Raw genomic sequence first — 22,858 nt, 5'->3', positions numbered from 1 at the left:
CGAGATGGTGATGAGATGATAACTGTTCTTTGCATTGATGACGAAGCCGATATCCGCAAATTGATCGTTGAGGAATTCACGGATGCAGGCTTCGGGACAATTGAAGCATCCAATGGCCGGGACGGCCTGGAAATGATGTTGGCAAAGTGGCCCGACATCGTCATATGCGATATCACCATGCCGGTGATGGACGGTCACGAGCTGATCGCGGAGATCCAGGTCAACTATCCTGAACTCTCCAACATTCCGTTCATCTTCCTGACAGCCCTCGCTGACAAACAAAATCTGATCGCAGGGCTCAGGGCCGGCGCGTCCGACTATCTGACAAAGCCGATCGACTTTGATATCCTGATGGCCAAAGTTGCCGGCTGTGTTACTCGCATCGAGAATGACCGCAAAACCGGTAGGGCATTTTAACGGCGGGGATGCAGGGGATCCGGTGCTGTCCGCGTGCAATTCGCATCGGCGTGCTCAGCGGCGTCCATTGATGCCATCCGGTCGTTCGAAACCGAGAAGCTTTGCCGCCTGGCGATCACGTCTCGTTCTGCCAATAAGTCCTGTCATCCATCGGGATGCGCCTTAGCCCAATGTACCGGTGCGACCGCCTCGGCGTACGCCCTAATAGGGCCGCCACTGGGTCCCCCTGAGGGAGACGCGCGGACCATCCGATCAACAAAACGCTGACAAAATTCCTGCTTGCTTAACAGAGGTCCCTGCTTCATTTCATATCGGACTGTCCCTGATAGAGGTGAACTGCATCAGATAGCCACGACGATCTGGATGCATCCTTCCGTTCAGGCTGACGCAAAGTTCCAGCTCATCGCCTGTGGCAAAGCGCCTTCTGCGCGTCCAGAAATCCGCATTCCCAATATTTGGCGACGTCGCTTCCCTCTGCATGCGGGTTCTTTGCCTTGTCACTTTCGGCCCGAAACGCCCGGGCACCCGCGTCATAGGCTTTCTTCTGCTCTTCAGTCGGTTTCCTCAGCTCGTCCATCTGATTTGTTCTCCCAAGGTGGCAATAAAAATGCCATCAAACTATTTCCGGACATGTTCCGGCTTGCCTTTGGTCTTCGCGGCCATGAACTCTTCGAGTTGCTTCTCACTCATCGATTCAACCATCTGCTTGGAAGCGCCTTTGAGTGCACTTTTCGGCGTCTCACCGCGCTTTCCGGAAAGGGCTGCACCTGCGGCTTTTTGTTGAGCTTTCGACTTGGCTGGCATGATGTTGGCCTCCTTCTTTCATATGGAACTCCCAGTCTGGGCGCTGGTTCCAGGAGGTCCTAAGTTCCGGCCAAGACGGTGTTTCTTGTTAGCGGCCCTTAGCGTTCGGACACTGGAGTGAAGGAATAGCTGTCCTTGCTCGCAACGAGGAGAACGCCATGAACCGCATTGCAATCGCGTCCCTCGCCCTCGCACTAGCTGCACCCGCTCTTGCCCAGGCCGCCGCCGAAAAGACCCGAGTGAATTCCTGGTTGGCGTCACGCCGAAAACGGAAGGCGAGGATTCAGAGAGATGCGGGGGATCCGGCGCCAGCAGCGTGCAATTCGCACCCGTGTGCTCAGCGACTACTTTTTGCCGTTCTCTCCCGCATCATCCGGCGGTCTTCCGGCTGAGGGTGAGCCTCAAAGCCGCACCTGCCGAAAGTCGGGAGAGGACGTCGTTTATCTCACTGAGGGGTTGGGGCTTTCCGAAGAAATATCCCTGGATTTCACCGCAACCTTGCTCTCTGACGCGGCGAAGCTGCTCGCTGGTCTCGACACCTTCTGCGGTCGTCGTGATCCCGAGGCTGGCCCCGAGGTCGACCACAGCCTTGACGATGGCGGCGCAATCCTTGGAATGCCCAAGCTCGCGAATGAACGACTGGTCAATCTTGATCTTGTCGAATGGGAAGAGCCTTAGATAACTCAGCGACGAATAGCCGATACCGAAATCGTCCATTGCGATCCGGACGCCAAGACTTCTGATGTGATGCAGGGTCGCCAAGGCTGCCTCGCTATCGATCAGAAGGACGGATTCGGTGATTTCGAGTTCAAGCCGGAAGGCTGCCAGGCCGGACTCGGTAAGGGCCGACACGACTGTGTGTGCAAGCGTCTGGCTTCTGAACTGAAGCGGAGAAAGATTGACGGCAACTCTAATTTGCGAAGGCCAATCTGCGGCGTCCTTGCATGCTTGGCGTAGGACCCATTCGCCGATCGGCACGATCAAACCAGTCTCCTCAGCCAACGGAATGAAATCCGCAGGCGAAACCAGGCCCCGCTCGGGGTGGTTCCAACGCAAAAGCGCTTCGAAGCCGATGAGCTGCTCGGTGGAGGTATCGACCTGCGGCTGGTAGTAGATTTCGAACTGCTGCATCAGGAGTGCCTGGCGAAGATCGACTTCAAGCTTGCGCCGCTCCTGGATATTGGCATCCATGCTGGGCTCAAAGAAGCAATAGCTGCTACGTCCGCTTGATTTTGCTCTATACAGCGCGGTATCCGCATGTCTCAACAAAACATCCGACGCATCACCATCATCGGGAGCAATGGCAATGCCGATGCTCACGCCAATATGAATGGCTTGACCGTCGATATTAAACGTTTCACCAATCGCATCGACAAGTCTTTGCGCCAGCGATGACGCTTGTTGTCTTGTTTGAACACCTGCCTGAAATACAACGAACTCGTCGCCGCCCAATCGTGCGATATTGTCGGCCACACGCAAACAGCTTTTCAGTCTCTCCGTCACCTCCTTGAGCAGGAGGTCACCTACGGCGTGCCCCAGTGTATCGTTCACATCCTTGAAGTGATCCAAATCCAAACATAGGAGCGCGATGAGATTGCCACCGCCACGATGGGCGAGTTCCCTATCCAGTTTCTCGCGCAATAGCGTTCGATTGGGCAATCCGGTCAGCGGGTCGTGACCAGCCATATATTTTATTTGTGCTTCGGCGCACACGGCGTCGGACACGTCTTCATGCGTGGCGAAATAGCCGCCGTTGACCATCGGCTGATGCGAGATCTTTATCACTCTGCCATCCGCCAAGGAGATATTTTGGCTGGCAGCGGAACCCTTCAGCGCGGCTTCGACGACGACATCGAAATAGGTGTCCCGACGGGCAGGAGCATTACCGGCGATCTGACGATAGTCAAGAATCTTCGTAAGAGGAGTGCCCGGCAGCGTCAAAAACTCCGGCAGATCGTACAGCCGCGAATATGCGGCATTGCAAAGCAATAAATTCTTATCGGCGTCGAACATACACAGTCCGTGCGGCATATTGCTCAGCGCCGCATCGAAACGGCCGATCTGATCTGCCAAATCTTTCTTCATGCTGGCAAGCGCTGAAATGTCGCCGCAGGTGATCAGCCAGCCGCCGCCATCCAGCGGCTCTGAGATCAGCGAGACCATTCGCCCGCCAACCGCGATCTCTTGATGCAGCGGGTTTGAGCGGGTAAGCAGGTGCGCCAACCATAGCTGTGGCGACTGACCATCGACCCGCATCTGCGAGGCTATCTCTTTCGCGTTGACGTTGAAGCCAATCGCAACCTTTGGGACCTGTAGCAATTCCCCAAGTCGATCGTTGAACAATACGATCCGCAGTTTTGCATCCAAAAGAGCAACGCCATGCGGCATATTGTCAAGAATGATACGAAAGGAATTGAGCATAGTTTACCCTCGCGAGGTCGACGAATGCACGCAGACGTAGAATGCTCTCAATGTGATAACACTTTATGAATGCTATTTTGCTCGAACGACAGCTCGCCGGCCGGTCCTCGCTTTCAGTGGCCAAGCGAAAAATTCGCCGCACGGATCAGCGCAGCCTCTTGAGCGGCCACGATATCCGTTTCAGGGGTGGCGTTTGCGACTATGGCAACGGTAGCGCTTGCGCAACAGGGTCCGGCTCCAGCCGAGCAGGCAGCTCCCGCACCTACACAAGACCACGCATCTCGCCGCCTCCGCCGGGCCACCCCGACGCCATCCATTGCGGTCGGCGGATCGGGTATGGCTGTTCCTTCGTACGCATCCGCACAAAGCATGAATGCGATTGAATTTGCGGAGATTCGGTTCTTTACTCAACAGTCGGAAGAGCGGTCGCCACCCAGAGCGATCCTTCCAAGGAGGAAACATCATGACGGAGAAATGGAGTAGTCCAATCGAAGTGGGTTTCGGAGTTTGGGGGTATCGGGGCGTCACCGGGCCGTTCGATGCGATGATCTGCCTGACCGATCTTTGGCCTGACAGGCGCGGTGCACATTTCGTCAGGGCCCGCAGCGCTTGCCGCGGGGCAATCGCTGGCCGGGTCGGCGCCGAGCAGGCGCGCGCGGAGTTCCTTGCGGCGGCCGAAGAGGTAAGAATCCTAACTCATTGAGCCATGCCAGGGCATTGGACCTCAAAGAGCGCGTCACCTCTCCGCTCGCCGGCGTATCATTGCTTGTGATCGCAATGGCGATCTTAGTGGCGATCAACCCTTTGGGCGAAATCTCGGTGGCAGAAACGAGCCCGCGTTGACATTGATCATACGAAGCCGTTGAACCGGTCACGAGCGCAATTCAGCCGCGGACGCAATAGCCCGCGATTGCGCGGGCGTTTGCACATTTCCAGACGGGATGAGTGCGCGACGGCTTTGACCGAACCTCGCACTGTCATGAGCGCCAGGTTTCGGCGCGTTCATCGACGTCGATACTTCCTCTTTCCGCCAGAATACGCAGAGCGGCGTCATGTTGAAGCTGGTCGTTCACTTGCGCCGTCACAAGGAACCCGCCGCGCCTCAGACCCTCGGCATAGAGGTTGCGCTGTTCGTCAGTGAAAAAGAAGTTGGCAATAGCGTCCATAAAGCCTGCGTGATCTCGCGCCGGAAGGTCTTCCCTCTGCCCAGGCGTGATCGTCACGGATTGCCTCTGAACGCCGGAGGCAATCAATTCTTCCGCGGCGCTCTGGGCGTCGCTTTCTGAGTCAAACATCGCGCTGATGGTCCGTCCCGGATTGCTAGGTATTTCTGACATCGGTTTCTCCTGAGAATATCTCCCTTCGTCTAAAAGGCGGTGGACGTCCGACAGTTCCCAAGGGGTGTCTAACTTTTCACGTTGAGGGAGCCTTGTCGTGGTTTGACGCCATTCCCGGAGCGGTCCGGTCGGCGAACGAACGCCTTCTGCTTTCTTTCTTCTTAGGGATACCAACCTAGCCGGGTTGTCCGTGGAGGATCGCGTTGACGCAGGCCTTCGCCTCGTCCCTGAGAAGCGAGAGCTATTTTCAGACATGTTGGTTCGGGATAATCTTCTTCTTGGCGCCTACAGTCGATACAGTCCGTTCGACAGTGAATGCCGAACTGGAAACCGTTTATGAGCGGTTCCCGCCCCTGAAACAACGGCCCAAGCAGCAAGCCGGAACGCTCTCGGGCGGAGAGCGGCAGATGTTGGCCCTACGTAGGGCGCGCCCTCATTACCAAACCCAAGCTCCTTGTTCTTGACGAACCTAGCTTAGGGCTTGCACCGCTCATCGTGCGTGAGATCTTCCGAACGACTCTACGAGACCTCGGCGTAGGTCGAGCAAAACGCTCGTTCCGCTCTTGAGACCGCCGATGTTGGATATGTGCTGGAGACAGGCGAAATCGTTCAGTCTGGCAAGGTCGATCGTCTGATCCACGACCCTCGTCTCATAGCTTAGCCCGTCTTCAGTGCGGGCCGCCGGTCCGAATCAGGTCAGCTGAAGGGCACGGTATGGTCAAAGACGCTGGAGAGAGTCATAGCCTCCCTCCAGGCAGATTACTGAAGGGTAACCTTTGCGGTTCTCAGAGTGTCCACAAGGTTCAGCAGGTCACATAGTTCGTCTGCGTCTTCGAGATTGAGGGCGCTGAGCTCTTGACCATCCAATACAACGGTCACGCCAGTGTAGATGTCATACACCGACCACCCGTTGCTCCCATGGTCCTTGTCTTTGTCAAACCGAGCGTGGGCCATCAGATGATTTTAGCGCTTGCCGGGAACGTTTGCTAGAAATTCTCGAGAGGTGATCGGACAAACTGAATGCCCAAAGGCGGTCGTTCGCCTTCGATCCGGCCGCCTGTTTCGGCAATGCCTCCGGAACCAGGCATGATGGTGATGAGAAGGGCGCCGTTCATTTTGCGGCTGACGAGGAAGACGAACAGCTTCGATCCATGCTGCGTGGCCTCGATGTCCTGACCAACGCCGTGAAGGTCACGCTGGGTCCGAAGTGCCGCAACGTCGTGATCGACAAATCCTTTGGCGCACCGCGCATCACCAAGGACGGTGTAACAGTCGTAAGGGGAATCGAGCCGGAAGACAAGTTCGAGAACAGGGGCTTCGTCGTGACATATCTGCGCAACTTCACGGGCCTGTGGCCAGGAATCATTTCGTCAAATGGGGAACATCCCCTACCCCAGAGTGTTTTCCTTAAATGTGAAATGAAGGAGGGATAGATGCTCTCCAGTCGAACAGATGCCATCGATCGGACCAGGCGCGTATGCGCTATGACCTGCGCCATCTGGCTTCTATCGACTCCAACTTTTGCCCAGGGCTCAGCAAATCAGTCGGACCGCTGCCAAGCGCCGGATAGGCAGCAAAGTCTTAGGACCTCCGCGCAATCGGACGCTAAAAAGCTGGCCGATTGCAAGGGTGTCTTAAAGCCTCCCTCGACGGGCGACAGCGATTTCGTTGTACCAGCACCGCCGACCGGCGATACGCCGGTGATCCCACCGGGTCAGGTTCCGCAAAAGCAGCAATGATTGTGAGCCGAGAACGGGAGGTCGCGGTGGGTCTTACATTGAGAAAGATGCGGCTAAAGCCTGCCATAGATTGATCTCGAATTGGACATGGGAACCGAGCAAGATCGGATCAGAGGGAGGAAGTGCATGCACATCCGATACATAGTAGTTGGACTACTTATCGTTTTGGCAATAACTTTCGTTTTGCTCGTCATTAATCCATTCGGCCACAACATGCCGGCGCAGTAGCCTGTCCCGCCTGCGCCGAACCAATCTTAGTGAGAGACAAGACGATGCGGACACTAATGCTTGTCATTGTGGTGCTGATGATTGGCTCGATCTTGAGCATTTTAGTCATCAAGCCGTATATCCAGGGTACAAAAGACAACCAGCCGCAGAAGACCATTCAGCAACCAGATCCACAGAAGTAAGGACCGCGAGGCGTTCGCAGTCTGTCTTCACTAAATATCGCAATGTCGTTCGCCGAGGCATGAGCCTTGCGTGCCGATGGCGGCCTGAGATGGCCCATTCCGATCTCCGGAACATTCCGGGCGGGTGCGTCGTTGAGATCATAGCGCGCGGAAAAGCGGCAGGCGGAGGCACCTATGAGACCGCAGCAAGTCCCGAATGAAAGAAAGAACCCCCCACGGACCTTTTCCGCCAAGGACGTCCGCCAGGGGGAACTCATATTGCGAAGGCGTTGGCAGCGGTGGGTATTCATCGCAGGGCTGGCAGGCATTGTGCTGTTGGCGCTCCTATTGGCATTGAAATCTTAACGGCATGAGAAGACGGCCTGCCCGAATTGGCGCTGACGATGCTCAAGGCAGCCGACCGTCAATGTGCTGTTGAATCGTATTTTCTAAGGGATAGAATTGCATTGCGAGCGCTAGTGGCGCGTATCATAAGCTCGCCAAGTGGGGCTGCGATGAATGGCCTTTCTGGAGCTTTTTTCCATGCCGACCCGGAGGTCGTCCTCGAGGCGCTGACCGAATGGTGCATTCGGCGGCATGTCGAGCCGGACGACTATCTGATATCGCTGGTAATCACTCTCTACAAAGATGGCAACGATACGCCGGAGCGCCTGCTGAAGGCCCTCGAAACTGAATTCGAGGGTGATGATGTACCGCTCTCCCGACTGGGAACATCTCAACGATTTGACAGTTAATTCAACGGCCGGGGTTTGGCGAGTGCGGACCCTGCGCGCTGGCAGCCAGGCGTGGCCCAAGCATCCAGACTACGCCTGGTTCAGCGACTGTGCTTCTTCTCATTGCGCATCCCGGTCTACTTTTCACCCTCAACTGGCATTGCGAAAACGAACCGCCTTGGCGTATCTGCTGTGACGAGGCCTGCCTCTTTCGCCGCGAGGATGAACGCACGCCGCGCCTCGTCCGCAGGAAGATTGTCCTTCATCACTTCAGCGCAGACGCCCAGGGCCTGCCGGTGTCGAGCGCCATCATCGACGGGCCACTTATAAGTCAGAATATGCTCCGCCTTCTTCGTCGAGCAGACGGTCAGGTAGGAGACGAGCCGGCCGCACATCAAATAGACGCACCGTGACCACATTTTAACTGAAATGGGTACCATCGGCCTCCTCCGCCGTTCGCCATGACGGAGAGTCAACACGGCTACGGGCTATCGGTTACGACATCCCGCCCCCATCGTTAGCCCCAGGGTCGGCGAACCACAGGGATATTAGGAACGCTTTGAAGCTCTCGCGGATCCCGGTCATGAACGCGGTGTCGGACTCGTCCAGGCATCGTTGCCACTCGGCATTCGGCCGCGCACCGCAAGAACGGCGGACTGTTGGAACGCTATGAAGCGCCTGCCGTTTTCCGATGAGCAAAGCGATCTGTTGGAAATTTTGGTGACACCATGCACGCATCGAAAGCTACCAAGGCAGTCTATATCTCAAGTCTGTTGTTGCTTGCAGCGATTGCGCTCACAATCGGCCTCATGGCCACGTGGGGATAGGAGCGATGTATTGACGCGCAGTTCGGAACAGATCGCCGGTGCCTTGGGGCAACAACGCCGGCCTGGGTAAATTGGAGGCAGCTCTTAAAGGGCTTTAGCGAGCATATCATGGAACGTTTCGCTTCTTCTCGCCGTTTACAAACAGGCTTCAGGAGGAGCCTACCAATGAAAAGTGAAGCAAGAACGTCCGCCCCGGTATATTGGAGTGCGCCGGTACATGTTACGATAGGAAACGGCCGTGGCGAAACCATTTTTGGGCCGGAGGCTGCGGTTGAATATCTTCGATCTGGTTGGCCAATGCAAAATAGCTTGCGCTACTCAAACGCCCTGCGAGCTTGTACTGCAGCCACCAATCGGAGAGAACCGCCCGACTTTGCACGCGATATATTCATTGCCGCCTGCGTCGAAGCCGATTTGTTGGCCTAGCCCGCGGTGAAAGCTCGTTTATCGAAGGAAGATAAGCCAGCAGGGCGAGGGCGTTCGGCGCCAAAGACGGGCATCATAGCCCCGGTCCAGCTTGCAAGTGTTAGCGCCCCGAGAAGTAGGACCTTAGTGCGCCGGCGCCCGTCGAACCATTCTTCTCTTCGCGGCTTAAAGACAAGTAATGGCCAAGCGCATTCCAACGTTCTTATCGATGCTATCGTATGATTACACGGCGAGCGCTTCTGGCGATGATGGTAGCCGTTCCGGTTCTAAGGTCTGAGGTAGCGCTTGGACGTAAAACTGGTTGCGAGATTATCGTTCAGCTTCAGTATCCACCTCCCCAGACAACTACACCACATCCGCGCTTTTGACACTCCGCTCCGGCGCTGCCGGAGTTCAAGCAAGCTCGTCGCATTCTTGCGCTAACGCCAACCGGACCGCGTGCGATCGACATCGCGCAAAGCTTCCTTGACGGCTACTTCGAACGCAAGCCGGCAAGCGTCTCGCAACCACCGCCACCCGCACCGATCAATCCTCTCATTGCGGGGATTTTTCGAGGTTACGACGCTATATCTACCGAACGATCCCATTCCGTGGTGCGCTGCCTTCATCAATTTCTGCATCCGCCGCAACGGAGGGACCGGCAGCTCGAGCGCATCGTCGCAGTCGTTCCTGTCGCCAGCCTTTGGCGCTGTCGAGTCCCCCCAGGAGGGTGACCTGGCAGTCTTCACCTGCTTCAGCCCCACTACCGGGGAAAATATTGGACTAGGTCATGTCGCAATCTTCAGATGCTTCGAAGACGAGAAGCATCTCGTTGTCGTTGGAGGTAATCAGGCGACGCGAGGCCATTCAAGTATCATTTCAGAGAAACTATTGCCCGTCGGCGATCAACCGGTGAAAAGACGCTTAAGCACCGGAAACGTGTTAGCGACCAGCACGCGCCTTAACAAATTTGTCCGGCCAGGGTGCTTTAGATTGTTTTAGCCTCGTGTGGGTGCGGAGCTTGGTGTTCAACCAACCTATAACTGGCCGATGATGTGATGATGATGCGCTCTGCGCGTGGTGTTCATCGGACCCTTGCTCTCGGTCATCGGCCTGAGGCCCATCCACAGGTTTTGAGCAGACACGCATCGACGCGAAGGCGGTGCGTCGAGTTGCGGAAACCATTTGCGGCCGATGTCTGCGCGCGAGGCTTGGCTATCTCCGACGACGAGTTGCGGACGTCGCAATTGCCGGATGTCGTCCCCCGGGCGTCGACGGGCCAGCGTCAAACCGCATTCATGGTATGCGAAGCCGCATCACCTCGCGAGGGTGTTGGAGATGGCCCGACCGGTGCTGCGCACCGAGGGCGAAGTCCTGAAGTGGGCGCGCAGGCAGAGCGCAACTCGGCGGCCGTCGCCCAATCGATCTGATCGAGACGGATGCCGGCGCGGTCAAGGTCTTCGACTACATCGAGGCCTATATACGCGACCAGCTCGATCAGACCGGCGATCAGGACGATCTGTCCCCGAAATCCTGAATTTCACGGGCGGGAAGGGAGTTCGAGGGATGGGGCTTCGGGGCATCCCTCGTCCTGGTACGCGCCGCTTGGATAGCGGTAAGGGACAGGCAAACGGCAAGCATCGGTGGCCAAGGGTCATCACCTTGCAATACAAAGAGACAGAGCGCGAGGGCGTTGCGCCGCCTGCGTCGGCGGCGCATTTGCTTACCTGCTCACGCCTTCAGCGCCGCCATCCTTTCGCCGAGGAGCCAAAGGGCCTTGTTGAGCTTGATATCCTGATCAATGCCGGTCACAGCGCGGGACTTCACACGGCGCGGCCGGCCGAGATTGTCACGGCCAACACCATGCAACCCGCCTTTGATGGCGTTTTCCTGAACCACATTCCAGACGGTCCAAAGATCGTTGGCACGGTCGTCATGGCGGCGGGGAGCAAGCAACTGTTGCGCCTTGATCGGCGTGGTCGTCTCGCCTTCGTTGTCACCGAAGCGCAGGACATGGGCGGCGTCCGCGAGAATATCGGCTTCCTCATGGTTCAGCCGCAAGGTCGACCAATCCTGCGGGGCGGCAAGGGTGCGTTCGGCCTCGCCGAGAACTCGATAGGTGCCTTCGATGACCTTGTGCTGCACATCGCCGGAATGGCGAACTTTGATCGCGTCGATGGTGCCGGTCTGGGTCACCAAAGAATTGAGGCAACGAACGCGGAAAAGCCCGGCCATAAGCTCGTAGGCGCTCGTCCCGTCATTGGCGTTCTTGAGCAAGATCTCGCAAACGGTGTCCCCGACATTGTAGGCCTTGCCGTCGTCGAAGCGGCGCAAGCGGATGAGATGCTTGGTAAAATCTGCCTTACCTTCTGCGCGGCTGCGTGACTGCTTGGCGCCGACCGGCATAAAGCCCTCCTGCATCAGGCCCCGCAATACCTCGATGGTCGGGATGGGTTTGAAACGCTCGGACCGGCTCTCATGCGCGGTCACGGCAAAGATCGACGGTGCGGTGTGGCGCATTTCGGTTTCAGTTAGGGCGCGGCCGGTGTCAAAACGGGCGGTCTGCGTGTAGATGCTCATTTTCTGTCTCCTGATTTTCCCGTTTCCCGAAGGGAAAGGCCCCTTTCGGGCGAAGCCTCCCCGGTCTTTCCGGGGGAATGGCCTCTGACATTCCCCCGGACAGAGGGGGGAGGGCTTGAGCCCGCCCCACGGCGGAGAACGGAACTGTCAAGCGGCGTGGAGCGGAAGGCTGCGCATCTTTTCGGGTCCGCTTGCGGACTGGCGCGGAAGATGGGCCGCCTTCACGGGCCACTTGACCGGCCCGGTCACCGCTGTCATGGGGGGGGATACAAGCAAAGCGGTCCGGAACGGGCCTCCGTGTCGGTGCGCAGCACGCGACTGGACAAGCGATCGTGTCCGGAATCGGCGGAGACGGCCGAAGGCTGGCTCCGTGCCTGCGGCAGAGAGCGCGGCCGCCCAAACCGGGCGGTGGCTCACGGATACGGCCACCCAAATATTCTACGGAAGGCTATGAGCCCTTTTTCGCAACCAGGTTGAAGAGTCGGGCGATGACATCTGTGGCGTAAGCCTTTACCCTGTCGCGTTCGTGGCAGGAGTTCGATGCCGTCGTTGCCGGAATCGTCCGAGCGACGCCGAGCAACTGCAGGTCCACCGCTTCTTCAGCGGCAAGAGCGTCGGTGCCGCTTTCCAATCAATCGGAAAGGGTCATTTTCTGAAGTGCCTCCGCCATTGATTTTGCGTCCAACGCGACCAGCGCACTTTACAGGCAGCTTGCTATAGCTGACGATCGAGTTCACCGTCGCCATATCCACGCTAGCTTCGATCCTGGTTTCCGAGAAGAGAACCTCAACGGTGTCGGTTCCGAGCGAACCAAACCATCCTGCGACGACTGTGCGCCACGCCGCGGCCCCTGAATAGGACTAGGTGCCCCACGCGTCGAACACACGCACTTCGTCGGCATACAGTCGGGCGAACGCATTGATGTCCTTGGCCCTGACGGCCGAGCGTTACAGTTCGAGCAAGGAGTGGACACAGTGGACGACATCACCGGTCATCGGCGACCTCCAAAGGCACCTCGGTTCATCGCTATGTCCCAGGTCGGCGACCGGCTCATGATGAACCCGCCGCCGATCCGAACATCACCATCTCGGCAGATTCGGCCGCGTAGCGGGCGTGCCGGAAATCCCGGATGCCCACGACGACATCGCCCGACCATTCGACGAGTATGAAATAGGTCGGACGGACAGTCAGATCAGCAGGATCGATCACCAGCAGCGCGGGCCGTCGGTCAATGAGGCCGGGCACGAAGCGCCAGTCGTGCACACCGCTATAATTATGGAAATATCGCGACACCTGATCGCGTCCCTCCCTGCTGCTGCGTGCCACCAGCTCGAGCCGAACGTCGTCAGCAAGCATGTCGCGCACGGCGTCGAAGTCGCGCGAATTGAAACGCTCGACATAGATCGAAAGGCGTCTCAGGTCCTCTTGGCCGAGAGCAGGAACGGCGCCAACGTCCGGCTCACCGGTGATCTCACGCAGCCGAGTGCGACCCCGGTGAAGGGCGGCCTTCACTGCCGGAATACTTAATCCGGTCGTGCGCGCGACCTCCTGGAGCGAATAGCCTAATACATCCATCAAGATGACGCACCCACGCTGCGCGACGGGAAGCTGCATGAAGGTCCTTAGGCTCTCGGCGGCGACATACCGAATGTCCGCAGACGATGTTTGGTCAATAGTCATGTCCGGGTCCTCGTCGGAGGAGAACTCATCCTGACGCCTCCGGCGACGGAGGAAATCTATCGCGGTGTTATGCGCGATCCTGAAGAGCCAGCTTTCGATATTGTCGATCCACGCGCCCTCGAAAGCCCCGACAGCCTTCACGAGCACGTCTTGCACGATGTCCTCACCATCGACAGCGGAGCCGGCCATCCGCGAGCAGTAGCGGTGGAGCTTCGGACGTATCTCGCCCAGGAGCCTGTTGAAGCTCACTCGGCGTTCACCTTCCTCTTCTGTAGGTTGCGCCATCTGAAAGATTCGACCCTCAAGACGCATCGTGCATCATTGCGTACGACCCCACCACTGCGAGGTGGCTGACTTCCGGACGGACCAGGCACCGTTCGCCGAAATTCATCTGAAAGGCGCGGAACGCCTCGAACTCGGCCAATTCGGGAGATCCCTCGGCCCGCTCGACGATGTGGACGAACCGGCCACCGTCACCGCGAAGCGACGTGTAGCGCAGGCCGTCCGGCTCATTGGCATTCAGTTCGTCGAACACCGCGCGGATGAGCCGGACGTTATCCTCGACGTACTCGGGTTTGATGGTGTAGCTGATAATGGAGTGCTTCATTGCCTGCTCCTTCCGAGCGCGCGGGCCACGCAGGATCCGATCGCTGCGCTACGTGCCCGTCATCCCTATGACGATGCCGCACCGTCAAAGGATTCCTTGCACTGACAGATAGTCTCGTGCGGCGAGAAATAAACGACTGCGTCCATCAGTTCCAGGCACGAGATCATTTCCGGTCATCGCCGCCAAAAAGCATCGTCCTCCCCCCGGGTCGAGGATCACGTTCGGTCATATCCATGACAGCCAGCGGGCCGGCTCGCGATAGTAGTCCCAAGCGGATCGAACCACCGTTATGGCGCCGGCTGACCAATCGACGTCATCGTCGTCCCAGACCGCGAACCGCGCCCGCGCTCCGAGATACCGCAAGGCCTCAGCGAGCTTCCGATCGTCAGGAGCGCCCTCGGCAGCCCGGCGTGTGTGACGATCGTCATGTCATGAGTGTGTCTAACTATTAGGTCTTCATGCTACGCGCAGTCAACGAGGCCGCGCGTTGCTAGGTAGCAGAGGCCGGCTCCAGCACTGTTCTCGCCGAGCTTTGTTCTGCCTCGTCCAGCCGACGATCGCCTCCCGAGTGGCGCCGAGTTCCGCGCCCCATATCGTCAATGCATAAGATCTTTTCATGCCACTGCCACCGATGGGCTGCACCTCGATCAGGCCGACCGCCTCAAGCGTACGGAGCCGATTGGTCAGGATGTTTGCGCTGATCCCTGGGAGCGCGGCCCTGATCCGGCTGAACCGAAGCGGGCCGTCCATCAGCGCGACCACGAGCCTGAATGTCGATCGACCTCCCGATATGGTGAGTGCTACCGCAAGCGGGTCGTGCGGGGTCGCTGGCAGTTGGCGCGCCGATAAAAGCATCATCTCGCGACCGACTCGCCGCGGAACGCGGCGGCGTGATCCGCTGCGAATTCAACAAATGTCGTCGGCCGAACGCCGAATGCCTGGTGGGTCGCGAGGTCGACCTTCGACTCGGGGCGTTTCAGTCTCTCAATAAGTTGCTCGTCGAGCGCGTCGACGAAGCCGGCGGGAACACCACTGGCCAGAAGGGCGCCACGGCGCTCCTCCGGCGTGATCGGTTTGTAGGTGACTTTCCGCCCGATCGCGATCGAGATGCGCTCCGCCACGTCGGCCATGGTCAGCGCCTCCGGACCGGTCATATCCAGGCTCTCCATCTCATGCCCGCCCATGCGCAGCAGGTTGAAGTTCACTTTCGCGATGTCGCGTGCGTCCACTGGCGAGAGCGTGATGTCGGCGAACGGCAGTCGAATCATGTTTCGGGCAGTGATGTCCGGCGCCTCGCGAAGATAGACCTGCATGAACTGCGAGGGGCGGACATGCGTCCACGCCACTCCCGACGCTTCGAGATAGTCCTCGATCTCCTCGTGCATACGGGTGAAGCGGAATTTCGACGGGTCGAATCCGATGCCCGACTCGGCCCCTGAAAACTTAATGACGTGCTGAACGCCTGCCTTCCTGCACGAATCGACGAACCGGCATTGCGTCTCCACCATATCCGGCGCCCCCGACGAGATCATGAGGACGCGCTCGACGCCATCGAGTACTGCGTCGCCTATCGCGACATTCATCATGTCGCCTTCCACCACCTCCACCCCAGGAATGCGGTTAAGCCCCGCCCGCACCGCGCTTGCCGCGCTTCGAACAAGAGCGCGAACTGGCAACCCAGCGCCTACGAATTCCGCAACTGTAGTTCGGCCGTTCATGCCTGCCGCGCCTGTAACCAACTGCATCTTGCCTCCTGGTCGGATCGTCCGGGAACAACACCCGCTGCCGGTGAGACGATGCCACGGTCGGAAAGGATTCGGGTGACGGTTGCTTTTTCTCTCCGAACCAGGTTCCGGCAATCGACGTGCCTGGCTTCCGCCGACCAGAATCCATGGGGGAGCGACAAACGTCTGCTGTTTGCGTTGAGACGAGAATGGTCGACCTTACGCCGCCTGGAATCCTTTGAACGCCTGCAAACGTCTAGATTGATGGAGGGACGTGATGGCTGGCACGCGACCACTCCCGCCAAACGGCTCAGAATTCAACCAAACCTTGGAGTAAGACCGAAATGAATCCCAAGCCCGAGATATTTGGCTTCCCCCAAAGCAACTTCGCCCGTGCTGTGCGCATCGTGTGCGCGGAGAAGGCGATCGATCACGACTATCATCCATCGCGACCGAAGACGCCCGAGGTTTCGGCGATCCATCCGCTGGGAAAGATTCCCGTGCTTCGGCATGGGGACCTTACGATCGCGGAATCGGCGGCAATCGTCGACTATCTCGACCATGCTTTCCCAGACACGTTGATGGGGCGTGGCAAAACAGCCGCCGAAACGGCAGAAATCCAGCAATGGTCTTCCATTATCGCTACCTCGGCCGATCCGATTCTGGTGCGGAAATATATCTTCGCACACCTATTTCCCGAGACTGCGGACGGCGCGGTCGATCCTCGCGCTGTGGAGGCGGCGCTTCCCAAGATGCACGAATTGCTAGCGGTACTCGACGCGCGAGTGGGTGAAACAGGATATCTCGCTGCCGGCCGCTTCACGTTCGCCGATGCGCTACTGATCTCTACACTCGCCGCCGTCCGGCTGTTTCCTGAGGGATCTGCCGCGCTGGCCGCGAACCTGCAGCTGACAAGATATATGCTGCAGCACGCCGACCGCTCTAGCGTAGTATCGACGGACCCGTGGGCAACCGGAAAAGCTGCGGAGTGACGCGCGCAAGCTTGAGAATGGTCACCATAGCAGCCGAAATCGCTCTCGATTTCGGCGTCCTTCTGATCAATTACGGCGAGCGCTATCGGTCTGGCGAGCACATCTCCTCGGCGTTCGTCGAGGCCACCGTCAACGCCGTCATCTCCAAGCGTTTCGCCAAGAAACAGCAGATGCAGTGGAGTAGGATCGGCGCGCATCTCCTGCTGCAAACCCGCACGCAGACCCTTGACGGCTCTCTGCGCTCAACCTTTCGGCAGTGGTATCCCGGCATGTCGAACGACAATCACGAGTACAGAGAAACCGCTCGCGCCGCATGACCACCCAAATCCTCATGCTCCCCTAAGACGACCTCCAACTGTCAGGCCCGTCGCTAGACAGCTCGATCATGCACTCGCCATCAGATACCGCAACTCCCATCAGGCATCGAAAGCCAGTTGGACTTTCAGTGTCTGCTCCGGATGTTTCTCGACAAGCTCGAAGGCCTGGGGAGCATCGGCCGCCGCGAATGTCTGGGTAATCATATCCTGCGGCTTCAGATTGCCCGCTTCGAGCCATCGCACGACCTCGGGGATGAAACGCCTGTTCAGGCGCGAGCCGACAAGGCTCAGCTCCTTGCGGACGATTTCTTGCTGGCTGACATTGCATGGTGCCGCCGAGAAACCGAGGAGCCCAATGCGACCTGCCGGTCCGGCTATGCGGCAGGCTTCGTCCAGCAGTGCCGGAATTCCTGCGCCATCGATGACGACCGATGGGCCTAGACCATCCATCTCGCCGGCTACTTCGGCGGGCACCGATTTTTCCCTCGAGTTGAGGACGACATCGGCGCCAAATTCCAGGGCCCGCTCCAGGCGCTGCCGGTCGATATCGGCAATGATGCAGCGTGCGCCTTGCATCTTCGCCACTTGAAGTACCGTAATGCCGACGGTGCCGGCGCCGTAGATCATCACAACGTCGTCAGCGCTGCATTCCGTGCGCTCCCAGAGACGGCGAAATCTTGACGGCGTTTTCCTGTGGCACGATCGCGACTGACCGGAAGCCACCGTCGCGGTGAACGCCGATGACCTGCAGCTTCGCACATACATTCGAGCGGCCGATGCGGCATGGATGGCATCTCCCGCAGGATATCACCGGGTCAGCGACCACATGATCGCCGATCGCAAGATGAGTGACGCCGCGACCAAGCGCCGTGACGATGCCAGCGAACTCGTGGCCTATGATCCGAGGATAGGTGACAAAGGGATTTGAACCATGGGGAATATGCATATCCGAGCCGCAGATGCCGGCCCTGATGACCTGGATTGCGACCTCCCCTTCGGCCGGCGGCTGTACCTCGCGCTGATCTATGGCGAGCTTATGGGGCTCCAGTACCGATATCGTGACCATGTTTTCTCCGCTTCGGTTTGTCTGGCGCGACACTCCACGAGAGTCGCCCAGGAATATCGTTTATTCTGCCTGAATGGTTTTCAGATGCGAACGGACGCGATGGTGCCAGGCGTGGTCGGTCTTGAGCGCTGGTGGGAAAAGGCCGGGAAGATCGAAAAATGGCGCCAGATCGCCACCATTCTCTGTCGCTCGCTTGGCCGCCTCGGATAGCTCAGCCGCTCGCGGATGTTACTGAGGATGGCAAGCTAGACCTGGTTATTTTAAGAAGCCGACTAAGACCGATCTGGCTGACGTATTGGACGAATAGGGAAAGGCGTACAGTCCAAGACGTTTCTCAGACGCCGACGACCGTCCCCAGCCAGCGTTTAACCTGATCCAGCTCCTTCGTTCATGATCCGCCTCCATCAAAAAGGCGAGCGCGGCGAAAGAGACCTTAAGGCCTCAATGCTGTCTCCAAGGTCATACCCTCCATGAGTGATGAACGGATGGACCGACTTCGCCGACAGATCATGCACAACGAGAAACGAGCGGATGACAGGCAGCGCTGTCATCCCCTAGATTGGAAAGTCCGGATAGATCGTATCATACTGGCGGATGTCGGCAACGACGTCGTGTGCGGTGGAAAGGCTTCCGTCAAGTCAATGCGTCGATCCATTGTCGAAGCCTCAATGAAGCGTTCCGCTGATCACCATCTTCGAGACAAACGCCGATAGAAGCTTACCGTCGAAATGGCCAGGTGAGTTCATCATCATCTTGATGGCTTCGGCCTGGGAGAAGGCCCGCTTATAGGGCCTGATCGTCGTGAGCGCCTCGTAAACGTCGCAGATAGCCGCAAGGCGCGCAACATATGGAATTTTCCTGCCCAGAAGCCGGCCAGGATAACCGGAGCCGTCAATTTTTTCGTGGTGGTATCGGCAGACGTCGAGCACCTGCGCGGGAACCTCGCCCGCGGCCGCCACCATTTTATAGCCCCGTTCCGGGTGACCACGAACGAGTTCCATCTCTTCAGCGGACAGTTTTCCCGTTTTCGTCAGGATCGTCTCCGGTAGGAGGACTTTTCCTAGATCGTGAACCAGTCCTCCAAGACCAAGCAGGCGTACGTCGTCCTCGCAGTGGCCGAGGCTACGGCCGAACGTCACCATGAGCGCGCTTACCGCCAGCGAATGAAGGAAGGTCACCTCGTCCTTTTCTTTCAGCTTGGCGACAGCGATCAATGCGCCAGCGTTTTCAAAGGTCGTCGCCATGATGCGTTCAACCGCGGAGCCTGCCGAGTCATTGGCGAAGCTACTGCGGATCCGGGCATCAGCAAGCACCTGCTGGAGATGCGGCCCGATTTCCCCGATAGCCCGCCTTGCCTGAGAAATTTCGCTCGCCGAGAAAACGGTCAGCAGCCGGCCATTGAACCCGGCCTGATGGTCTTGCGCCAAGGACGGCACAGCGCGATCAACGTCAACTCCTTTTGCGATATCGATGACGACGCTCATGACATGGCTTGCCGTGATCCGTCTTATTTCAGTTGCCGAAGAGACCAGAAACGGATTGAATTGGGATGCCGTCGAGTGTCCGCCGAGCTCCACATCCTCAACAAACATTCCGACTCGCAATTGATTGACCTGAATTCGCTTACGCATTCCCAGCCCTTAAATTGATATCAATATTGAACATCGACATGACGGACGGCACCATACGAGATCGAGCGGATCGCTTGCCTCGCTCTCAAACCAGATACTCACGACGTTCGTAGGCGACCTGCGGAGCGGCGACGCGCTGGCCATGTGCCCGCAAGATCTCGGCGGCTTTTTGCCGATCGACCGCCCTCCAAAACAGATATCCCTGTCCCAGTTTGCCCCCAAGTTTCCCAAGCTGATCCGCTTGAAACTCTGTTTCGATGCCTTCCGCTACCACGCGTATCCCGAGGTTGCGGGCAATTCCCAAGAGACCTTCAACGATGAACACACCGGCATCTCCCGGCACCATCCTGTGAATGAAGGACTTATCGATCTTGATGATGTCGACCGGTACTGTGAGAAGGTGCGTGAGCGAGGCGTAGCCGGTTCCAAAGTCATCGAGAGCGACCTTCAGACCTTCCGCACGCAACGCGTTAATCTCGTCTGCGACCACATGATCCCTTTGACCCAGGTAGACGGACTCCGTTACCTCGAGGATGACATGGTCGAGGGGAACCTCGGCCTCGGAAAAAATTCGGCACAGTCGCTCGCGCAGGTTGCCGCCGCGAAAGTCCGCAGCCGACAGGTTGATGCCGACATGCTGGAAGGGCAGGCCTCTTTCGAGCCAGTCGCGCATGTCGGCCGCGACCCGTATCAACATACGTTGCGTCAACTCAGCCGCGATATGGACGTCTTTCGTGGCTTCATGGAAACGTGCCGCGGCAATCACTTCGCCTGAAGGAGTGGTCATCCGGCAGAGTGCCTCAAAGCCAACCACCTCGCGTGTGTCGATGCGAACGATAGGCTGGTAGTGAGCGTCGATGCGATCGTCAGCCAGCGCCAGTCCAACCTCTCGAATGGCCCGGAACCGCCGCGTCAGTGCCGTGCCCAGACCGGGATAAAATCTGAAATACTGGCCGCGGCAGTGCTCCTTCGCATGATAAAGAGCGATATCGGCATTCTGCCGGGTTTGATCTGGTCGTGATCCCGCCTCCGCGACTGCGCCGCCGATCGTTGCACCAGGAAACACGACGTGGCCGTCGCAGGTGGACGGGGATGAGAGACCGGCAAGGATGTCTCTCGCGACAATTTCGAGCTCCTGGTCATCGTAGACGAAGACCGCGAACTCGTCGCCACCCAACCTGAACGCACATCCCTCGCCTGCGGCGGCCTTGATGCGATCCGAGACAACCTGGATCAGCGCGTCACCTGCGGCGTGGCCAAAGGTGTCGTTGACGAGTTTCAGGTTATCAATGTCCGCGAGCAGCAGGCCCCACCTGCCGTCAGACTGAGGCACGTCTTCCCTGAGCAACAGATCGAAACGCGCCCTGTTTGGCAACCCCGTTAGCACGTCAGTATAGGTCAGGCGCTGGCGCTCCCGCACGCGTTCCTCACGATCGATCGCGATGGAACAGAGATGCACGCATGCATCCACGACCTTCTGGTCGAGTGCGCTTGGACCGCATGCATCTCGGTAGTAAAAAGCAAAGGTACCGATCACCCGCCCGCCGGATTTGATCGGGCTGGACCAACATGCCTTGTAGCCGAGGGGAAGGATCAGCGACTTGAAATCCTGCCAGCGCGGATCGTTCTGGATATCCGTCACCGCAATCGATGTGCCGTAGTATGCAGCAGTGCCACACGAGCCTGCCAAAGGCCCTGCCACTAGATTGTCAATCGCCAGCGAATATTCAAACGGAAGGGATGGTGCCGCGAGCGTATGCAGGCAAGTTCCGTCGAAAGTCAGGACGGACGCGGTAACATCCGGGATCGCGGCTTCAACCTTGAGGCACAGCTCTGAAATCGTAGTCGCCAGCGGCTCTCCAGTGGCGATCATTTCTAGAACGGCATTTTGCAACTCAAGAATCATTGTGCGACATCCCGGAAAGAAAGCATTTCTCTACCAATCTCGCTTTCAGATCGGGTTACCGGATTAGTTACATTTCTAACTGATCCTCCGCGCCAGGTGTGAAGGCTTGAGAGCCAATCCTGCTCCATTGCCATCTAGCTATGGCGGGAGGCACTCCTCACAGATCCCGCAACAGTCCTCGTCCATTTTCGCACGACGCCGCAACAAAGGCAGGGCGAGGTCCTCGCTGCAGCCCTGGCGTCCCGCTCCGGTGGCAGGATTTCGATTATGTCGTCGGGGAAGATGGTGGTTCCGGCCGGCAGACAAGGTCGGGTGAAGTTTCCTCGCCGACCGAGATCCGCCCCCGTGATGCTCACCGAATAATCGCCAACGGAAATATCCTGCAGTCTGCTCGCCTTGAGCGGATGCGAACTGCCGACCCCATAATTCCGTCGAACCGATGAGCTTTCCGACAAAAGCCGGAAAGGCTGGTCTTGATAGGATCAGAACTGAGGACCAGTAAATCCGAACGGCTCAGCATGTGACGCGATTTGGCCTTCCCATGCTTTCGGCGTTCCTGTTGAGACCTTATGCGACGTTATGAGCACAGACCGGGAACGCATATCCGGGGAGTCGAACGCACACGACACGAGCGGGCCGTAACCGCAATTATGGAACTTTGACCATAGACCGAAGTCACCGCGGCTGCCGATTTCCATTCAAATCAAAAAATGGGTAGTATTATTTCTGGAACGTGTGTTTGCTGACATTAAGCATTGGTGCAGGGATCGAATTTCAACGATTTCCGCCTATGGGTCTGCGATCGCAACCGGCGTGATTGATCCGCACACCATGCCGCATAAGCATAACGCCGCCCGCCGTCATCGCATCAGCAAGATGAAGTTCAAGGTGACGAACTGGCGGGAGTATGAAGCAGGCCTTCACCGTCGCGGCAGTCTAACCCTGTGGCTGGCGCCGGAAGCGCTTGCCGGATGGGCTGCGCCAAGACGCACGACACGTGGTGGCCAGCCGCGCTATTCGGATCTCGCCATCGAGGCCACCTTGGCGCTTGGCATGGCGTTTGGGTTACCGCTCCGCCAGGGCGAAGGATTACTGGGCTCGGTGCTTAAGCTGATGGGATTGGAGCTTCCCGTGCCCGACCACACAACCCTCAGCCGGCGGGCAAGAACCGGGAGGCCACCTGCCAAAGGCAATGACCGTCAGTCTATCGCGGATGGCCCCCTTCATGTTCTGGTCGATAGCACCGGGCTGAAGATCTACGGGGCGGGTCAATGGTCAATGG

22 protein-coding genes and 3 pseudogenes are annotated in these 22,858 nt (G+C 58.1%); 11 read left to right on the top strand and 14 right to left on the bottom strand.

Annotated elements, in window-relative coordinates; translation table 11 throughout:
- Window positions 1-15: 15 nt before the first annotated feature.
- Entirely contained in the window at window positions 16-417 is a 402-nt protein-coding gene (locus AB4Z52_RS32065; protein WP_442221900.1) for a response regulator transcription factor, read from the top strand.
- A gap of 400 nt (window positions 418-817) precedes the next feature.
- On the opposite strand, the gene AB4Z52_RS32060 is transcribed toward AB4Z52_RS32065, so the two are convergent.
- The 3 genes from AB4Z52_RS32060 to AB4Z52_RS32050 form a co-directional block, all read right to left on the bottom strand.
- Window positions 818-994, bottom strand: a complete 177-nt coding sequence (locus tag AB4Z52_RS32060; RefSeq protein ID WP_442221899.1) for a ribosome modulation factor — start codon at window positions 992-994, stop codon at window positions 818-820.
- Between the two features lie 41 nt (window positions 995-1,035).
- Window positions 1,036-1,221, bottom strand: coding sequence for a DUF3008 family protein (locus AB4Z52_RS32055; RefSeq protein WP_442221898.1), 186 nt, complete (start codon window positions 1,219-1,221; stop codon window positions 1,036-1,038).
- 369 nt (window positions 1,222-1,590) lie between these two features.
- Window positions 1,591-3,642: an EAL domain-containing protein gene (locus AB4Z52_RS32050; protein WP_442221897.1), complete on the bottom strand. Its 2,052-nt coding sequence runs from the start codon at window positions 3,640-3,642 to the stop codon at window positions 1,591-1,593.
- Window positions 3,643-4,102: 460 nt separating this feature from the next.
- Between AB4Z52_RS32050 and AB4Z52_RS32045 the strand changes: the two genes are divergently transcribed.
- Window positions 4,103-4,345 carry a DUF982 domain-containing protein gene (locus AB4Z52_RS32045; RefSeq protein ID WP_442221913.1) on the top strand — a complete coding sequence of 81 codons (243 nt, stop codon included), beginning with the start codon at window positions 4,103-4,105 and terminating at the stop codon, window positions 4,343-4,345.
- A gap of 274 nt (window positions 4,346-4,619) precedes the next feature.
- On the opposite strand, the gene AB4Z52_RS32040 is transcribed toward AB4Z52_RS32045, so the two are convergent.
- On the bottom strand, window positions 4,620-4,979 hold the full coding sequence (locus AB4Z52_RS32040) for a hypothetical protein (protein WP_442221896.1): 360 nt from the start codon (window positions 4,977-4,979) through the stop codon (window positions 4,620-4,622).
- A gap of 172 nt (window positions 4,980-5,151) precedes the next feature.
- On the opposite strand from AB4Z52_RS32040, the pseudogene AB4Z52_RS32035 reads away from it, so the two are divergent.
- From AB4Z52_RS32035 to AB4Z52_RS32025, 3 genes and pseudogenes are all read left to right on the top strand, one after another.
- Window positions 5,152-5,640 (top strand): annotated as a pseudogene (locus tag AB4Z52_RS32035) (ABC transporter ATP-binding protein); the annotation flags it as partial.
- A gap of 490 nt (window positions 5,641-6,130) precedes the next feature.
- Window positions 6,131-6,295, top strand: a pseudogene (groEL, locus tag AB4Z52_RS32030) (chaperonin GroEL); the annotation flags it as partial.
- 1,216 nt (window positions 6,296-7,511) lie between these two features.
- Window positions 7,512-7,862 (top strand): hypothetical protein, encoded by a 351-nt coding sequence (locus AB4Z52_RS32025; protein WP_442221895.1) that lies wholly within the window; start codon window positions 7,512-7,514, stop codon window positions 7,860-7,862.
- 116 nt (window positions 7,863-7,978) lie between these two features.
- Here the strand turns inward: AB4Z52_RS32025 and AB4Z52_RS32020 are convergent, their stop codons facing one another.
- Entirely contained in the window at window positions 7,979-8,281 is a 303-nt protein-coding gene (locus AB4Z52_RS32020) for a DUF982 domain-containing protein (RefSeq protein WP_442221894.1), read from the bottom strand.
- A 495-nt stretch (window positions 8,282-8,776) separates the two neighbouring features.
- On the opposite strand from AB4Z52_RS32020, the gene AB4Z52_RS32015 reads away from it, so the two are divergent.
- Complete coding sequence (locus AB4Z52_RS32015; RefSeq protein WP_442221893.1) at window positions 8,777-9,094, top strand: DUF982 domain-containing protein; 318 nt, start codon at window positions 8,777-8,779, stop codon at window positions 9,092-9,094.
- Window positions 9,095-10,493: 1,399 nt separating this feature from the next.
- Entirely contained in the window at window positions 10,494-10,610 is a 117-nt protein-coding gene (locus AB4Z52_RS32010) for a hypothetical protein (RefSeq protein WP_442221912.1), read from the top strand.
- 194 nt (window positions 10,611-10,804) lie between these two features.
- Here the strand turns inward: AB4Z52_RS32010 and AB4Z52_RS32005 are convergent, their stop codons facing one another.
- The 5 genes from AB4Z52_RS32005 to AB4Z52_RS31985 all read right to left on the bottom strand — a co-directional run bounded on the left by AB4Z52_RS32005 (window position 10,805) and on the right by AB4Z52_RS31985 (window position 15,685).
- Window positions 10,805-11,653 carry a DUF932 domain-containing protein gene (locus AB4Z52_RS32005; protein WP_442221892.1) on the bottom strand — a complete coding sequence of 283 codons (849 nt, stop codon included), beginning with the start codon at window positions 11,651-11,653 and terminating at the stop codon, window positions 10,805-10,807.
- A 1,050-nt stretch (window positions 11,654-12,703) separates the two neighbouring features.
- Complete coding sequence (locus AB4Z52_RS32000) at window positions 12,704-13,618, bottom strand: sigma-70 family RNA polymerase sigma factor (protein ID WP_442221891.1); 915 nt, start codon at window positions 13,616-13,618, stop codon at window positions 12,704-12,706.
- A 16-nt stretch (window positions 13,619-13,634) separates the two neighbouring features.
- Window positions 13,635-13,940: a hypothetical protein gene (locus tag AB4Z52_RS31995; protein ID WP_442221890.1), complete on the bottom strand. Its 306-nt coding sequence runs from the start codon at window positions 13,938-13,940 to the stop codon at window positions 13,635-13,637.
- 471 nt (window positions 13,941-14,411) lie between these two features.
- On the bottom strand, window positions 14,412-14,795 hold the full coding sequence (locus AB4Z52_RS31990; protein ID WP_442221911.1) for a winged helix-turn-helix transcriptional regulator: 384 nt from the start codon (window positions 14,793-14,795) through the stop codon (window positions 14,412-14,414).
- Window positions 14,795-15,685 (bottom strand): NmrA family NAD(P)-binding protein, encoded by an 891-nt coding sequence (locus AB4Z52_RS31985; protein ID WP_442221889.1) that lies wholly within the window; start codon window positions 15,683-15,685, stop codon window positions 14,795-14,797. Before AB4Z52_RS31985 ends, AB4Z52_RS31990 begins: the two co-directional genes overlap by 1 nt.
- 323 nt (window positions 15,686-16,008) lie before the next feature.
- Between AB4Z52_RS31985 and AB4Z52_RS31980 the strand changes: the two genes are divergently transcribed.
- On the top strand, window positions 16,009-16,656 hold the full coding sequence (locus tag AB4Z52_RS31980; RefSeq protein WP_442221888.1) for a glutathione S-transferase family protein: 648 nt from the start codon (window positions 16,009-16,011) through the stop codon (window positions 16,654-16,656).
- A gap of 62 nt (window positions 16,657-16,718) precedes the next feature.
- Window positions 16,719-16,973 (top strand): annotated as a pseudogene (locus AB4Z52_RS31975) (ISKra4 family transposase); the annotation flags it as partial.
- Window positions 16,974-17,072: 99 nt separating this feature from the next.
- Here the strand turns inward: AB4Z52_RS31975 and AB4Z52_RS31970 are convergent.
- Entirely contained in the window at window positions 17,073-17,600 is a 528-nt protein-coding gene (locus tag AB4Z52_RS31970) for a zinc-binding dehydrogenase (protein ID WP_442221887.1), read from the bottom strand.
- 10 nt (window positions 17,601-17,610) lie between these two features.
- Window positions 17,611-18,039 (bottom strand): alcohol dehydrogenase catalytic domain-containing protein, encoded by a 429-nt coding sequence (locus AB4Z52_RS31965; protein ID WP_442221886.1) that lies wholly within the window; start codon window positions 18,037-18,039, stop codon window positions 17,611-17,613.
- A gap of 84 nt (window positions 18,040-18,123) precedes the next feature.
- On the opposite strand from AB4Z52_RS31965, the gene AB4Z52_RS31960 reads away from it, so the two are divergent.
- Entirely contained in the window at window positions 18,124-18,249 is a 126-nt protein-coding gene (locus AB4Z52_RS31960) for a hypothetical protein (protein ID WP_442221885.1), read from the top strand.
- Window positions 18,250-18,704: 455 nt separating this feature from the next.
- Here the strand turns inward: AB4Z52_RS31960 and AB4Z52_RS31955 are convergent, their stop codons facing one another.
- Both AB4Z52_RS31955 and AB4Z52_RS31950 read right to left on the bottom strand, forming a co-directional pair.
- Window positions 18,705-19,670 (bottom strand): HD-GYP domain-containing protein, encoded by a 966-nt coding sequence (locus AB4Z52_RS31955; protein ID WP_442221884.1) that lies wholly within the window; start codon window positions 19,668-19,670, stop codon window positions 18,705-18,707.
- A gap of 85 nt (window positions 19,671-19,755) precedes the next feature.
- Entirely contained in the window at window positions 19,756-21,576 is a 1,821-nt protein-coding gene (locus AB4Z52_RS31950; RefSeq protein ID WP_442221883.1) for a sensor domain-containing phosphodiesterase, read from the bottom strand.
- Window positions 21,577-22,407: 831 nt separating this feature from the next.
- On the opposite strand from AB4Z52_RS31950, the gene AB4Z52_RS31945 reads away from it, so the two are divergent.
- A partial coding sequence (locus AB4Z52_RS31945; RefSeq protein ID WP_442221882.1) for a transposase occupies window positions 22,408-22,858 on the top strand: 451 nt, incomplete at its 3' end.

Source organism: Rhizobium sp. 2YAF20, from assembly GCF_052114685.1.
In the GTDB taxonomy this organism is placed as follows: domain Bacteria; phylum Pseudomonadota; class Alphaproteobacteria; order Rhizobiales; family Rhizobiaceae; genus Rhizobium.
The sequence above is the reverse complement of the archived record's forward strand: the minus strand, read 5'-3'. Positions and strand labels throughout refer to the sequence as shown.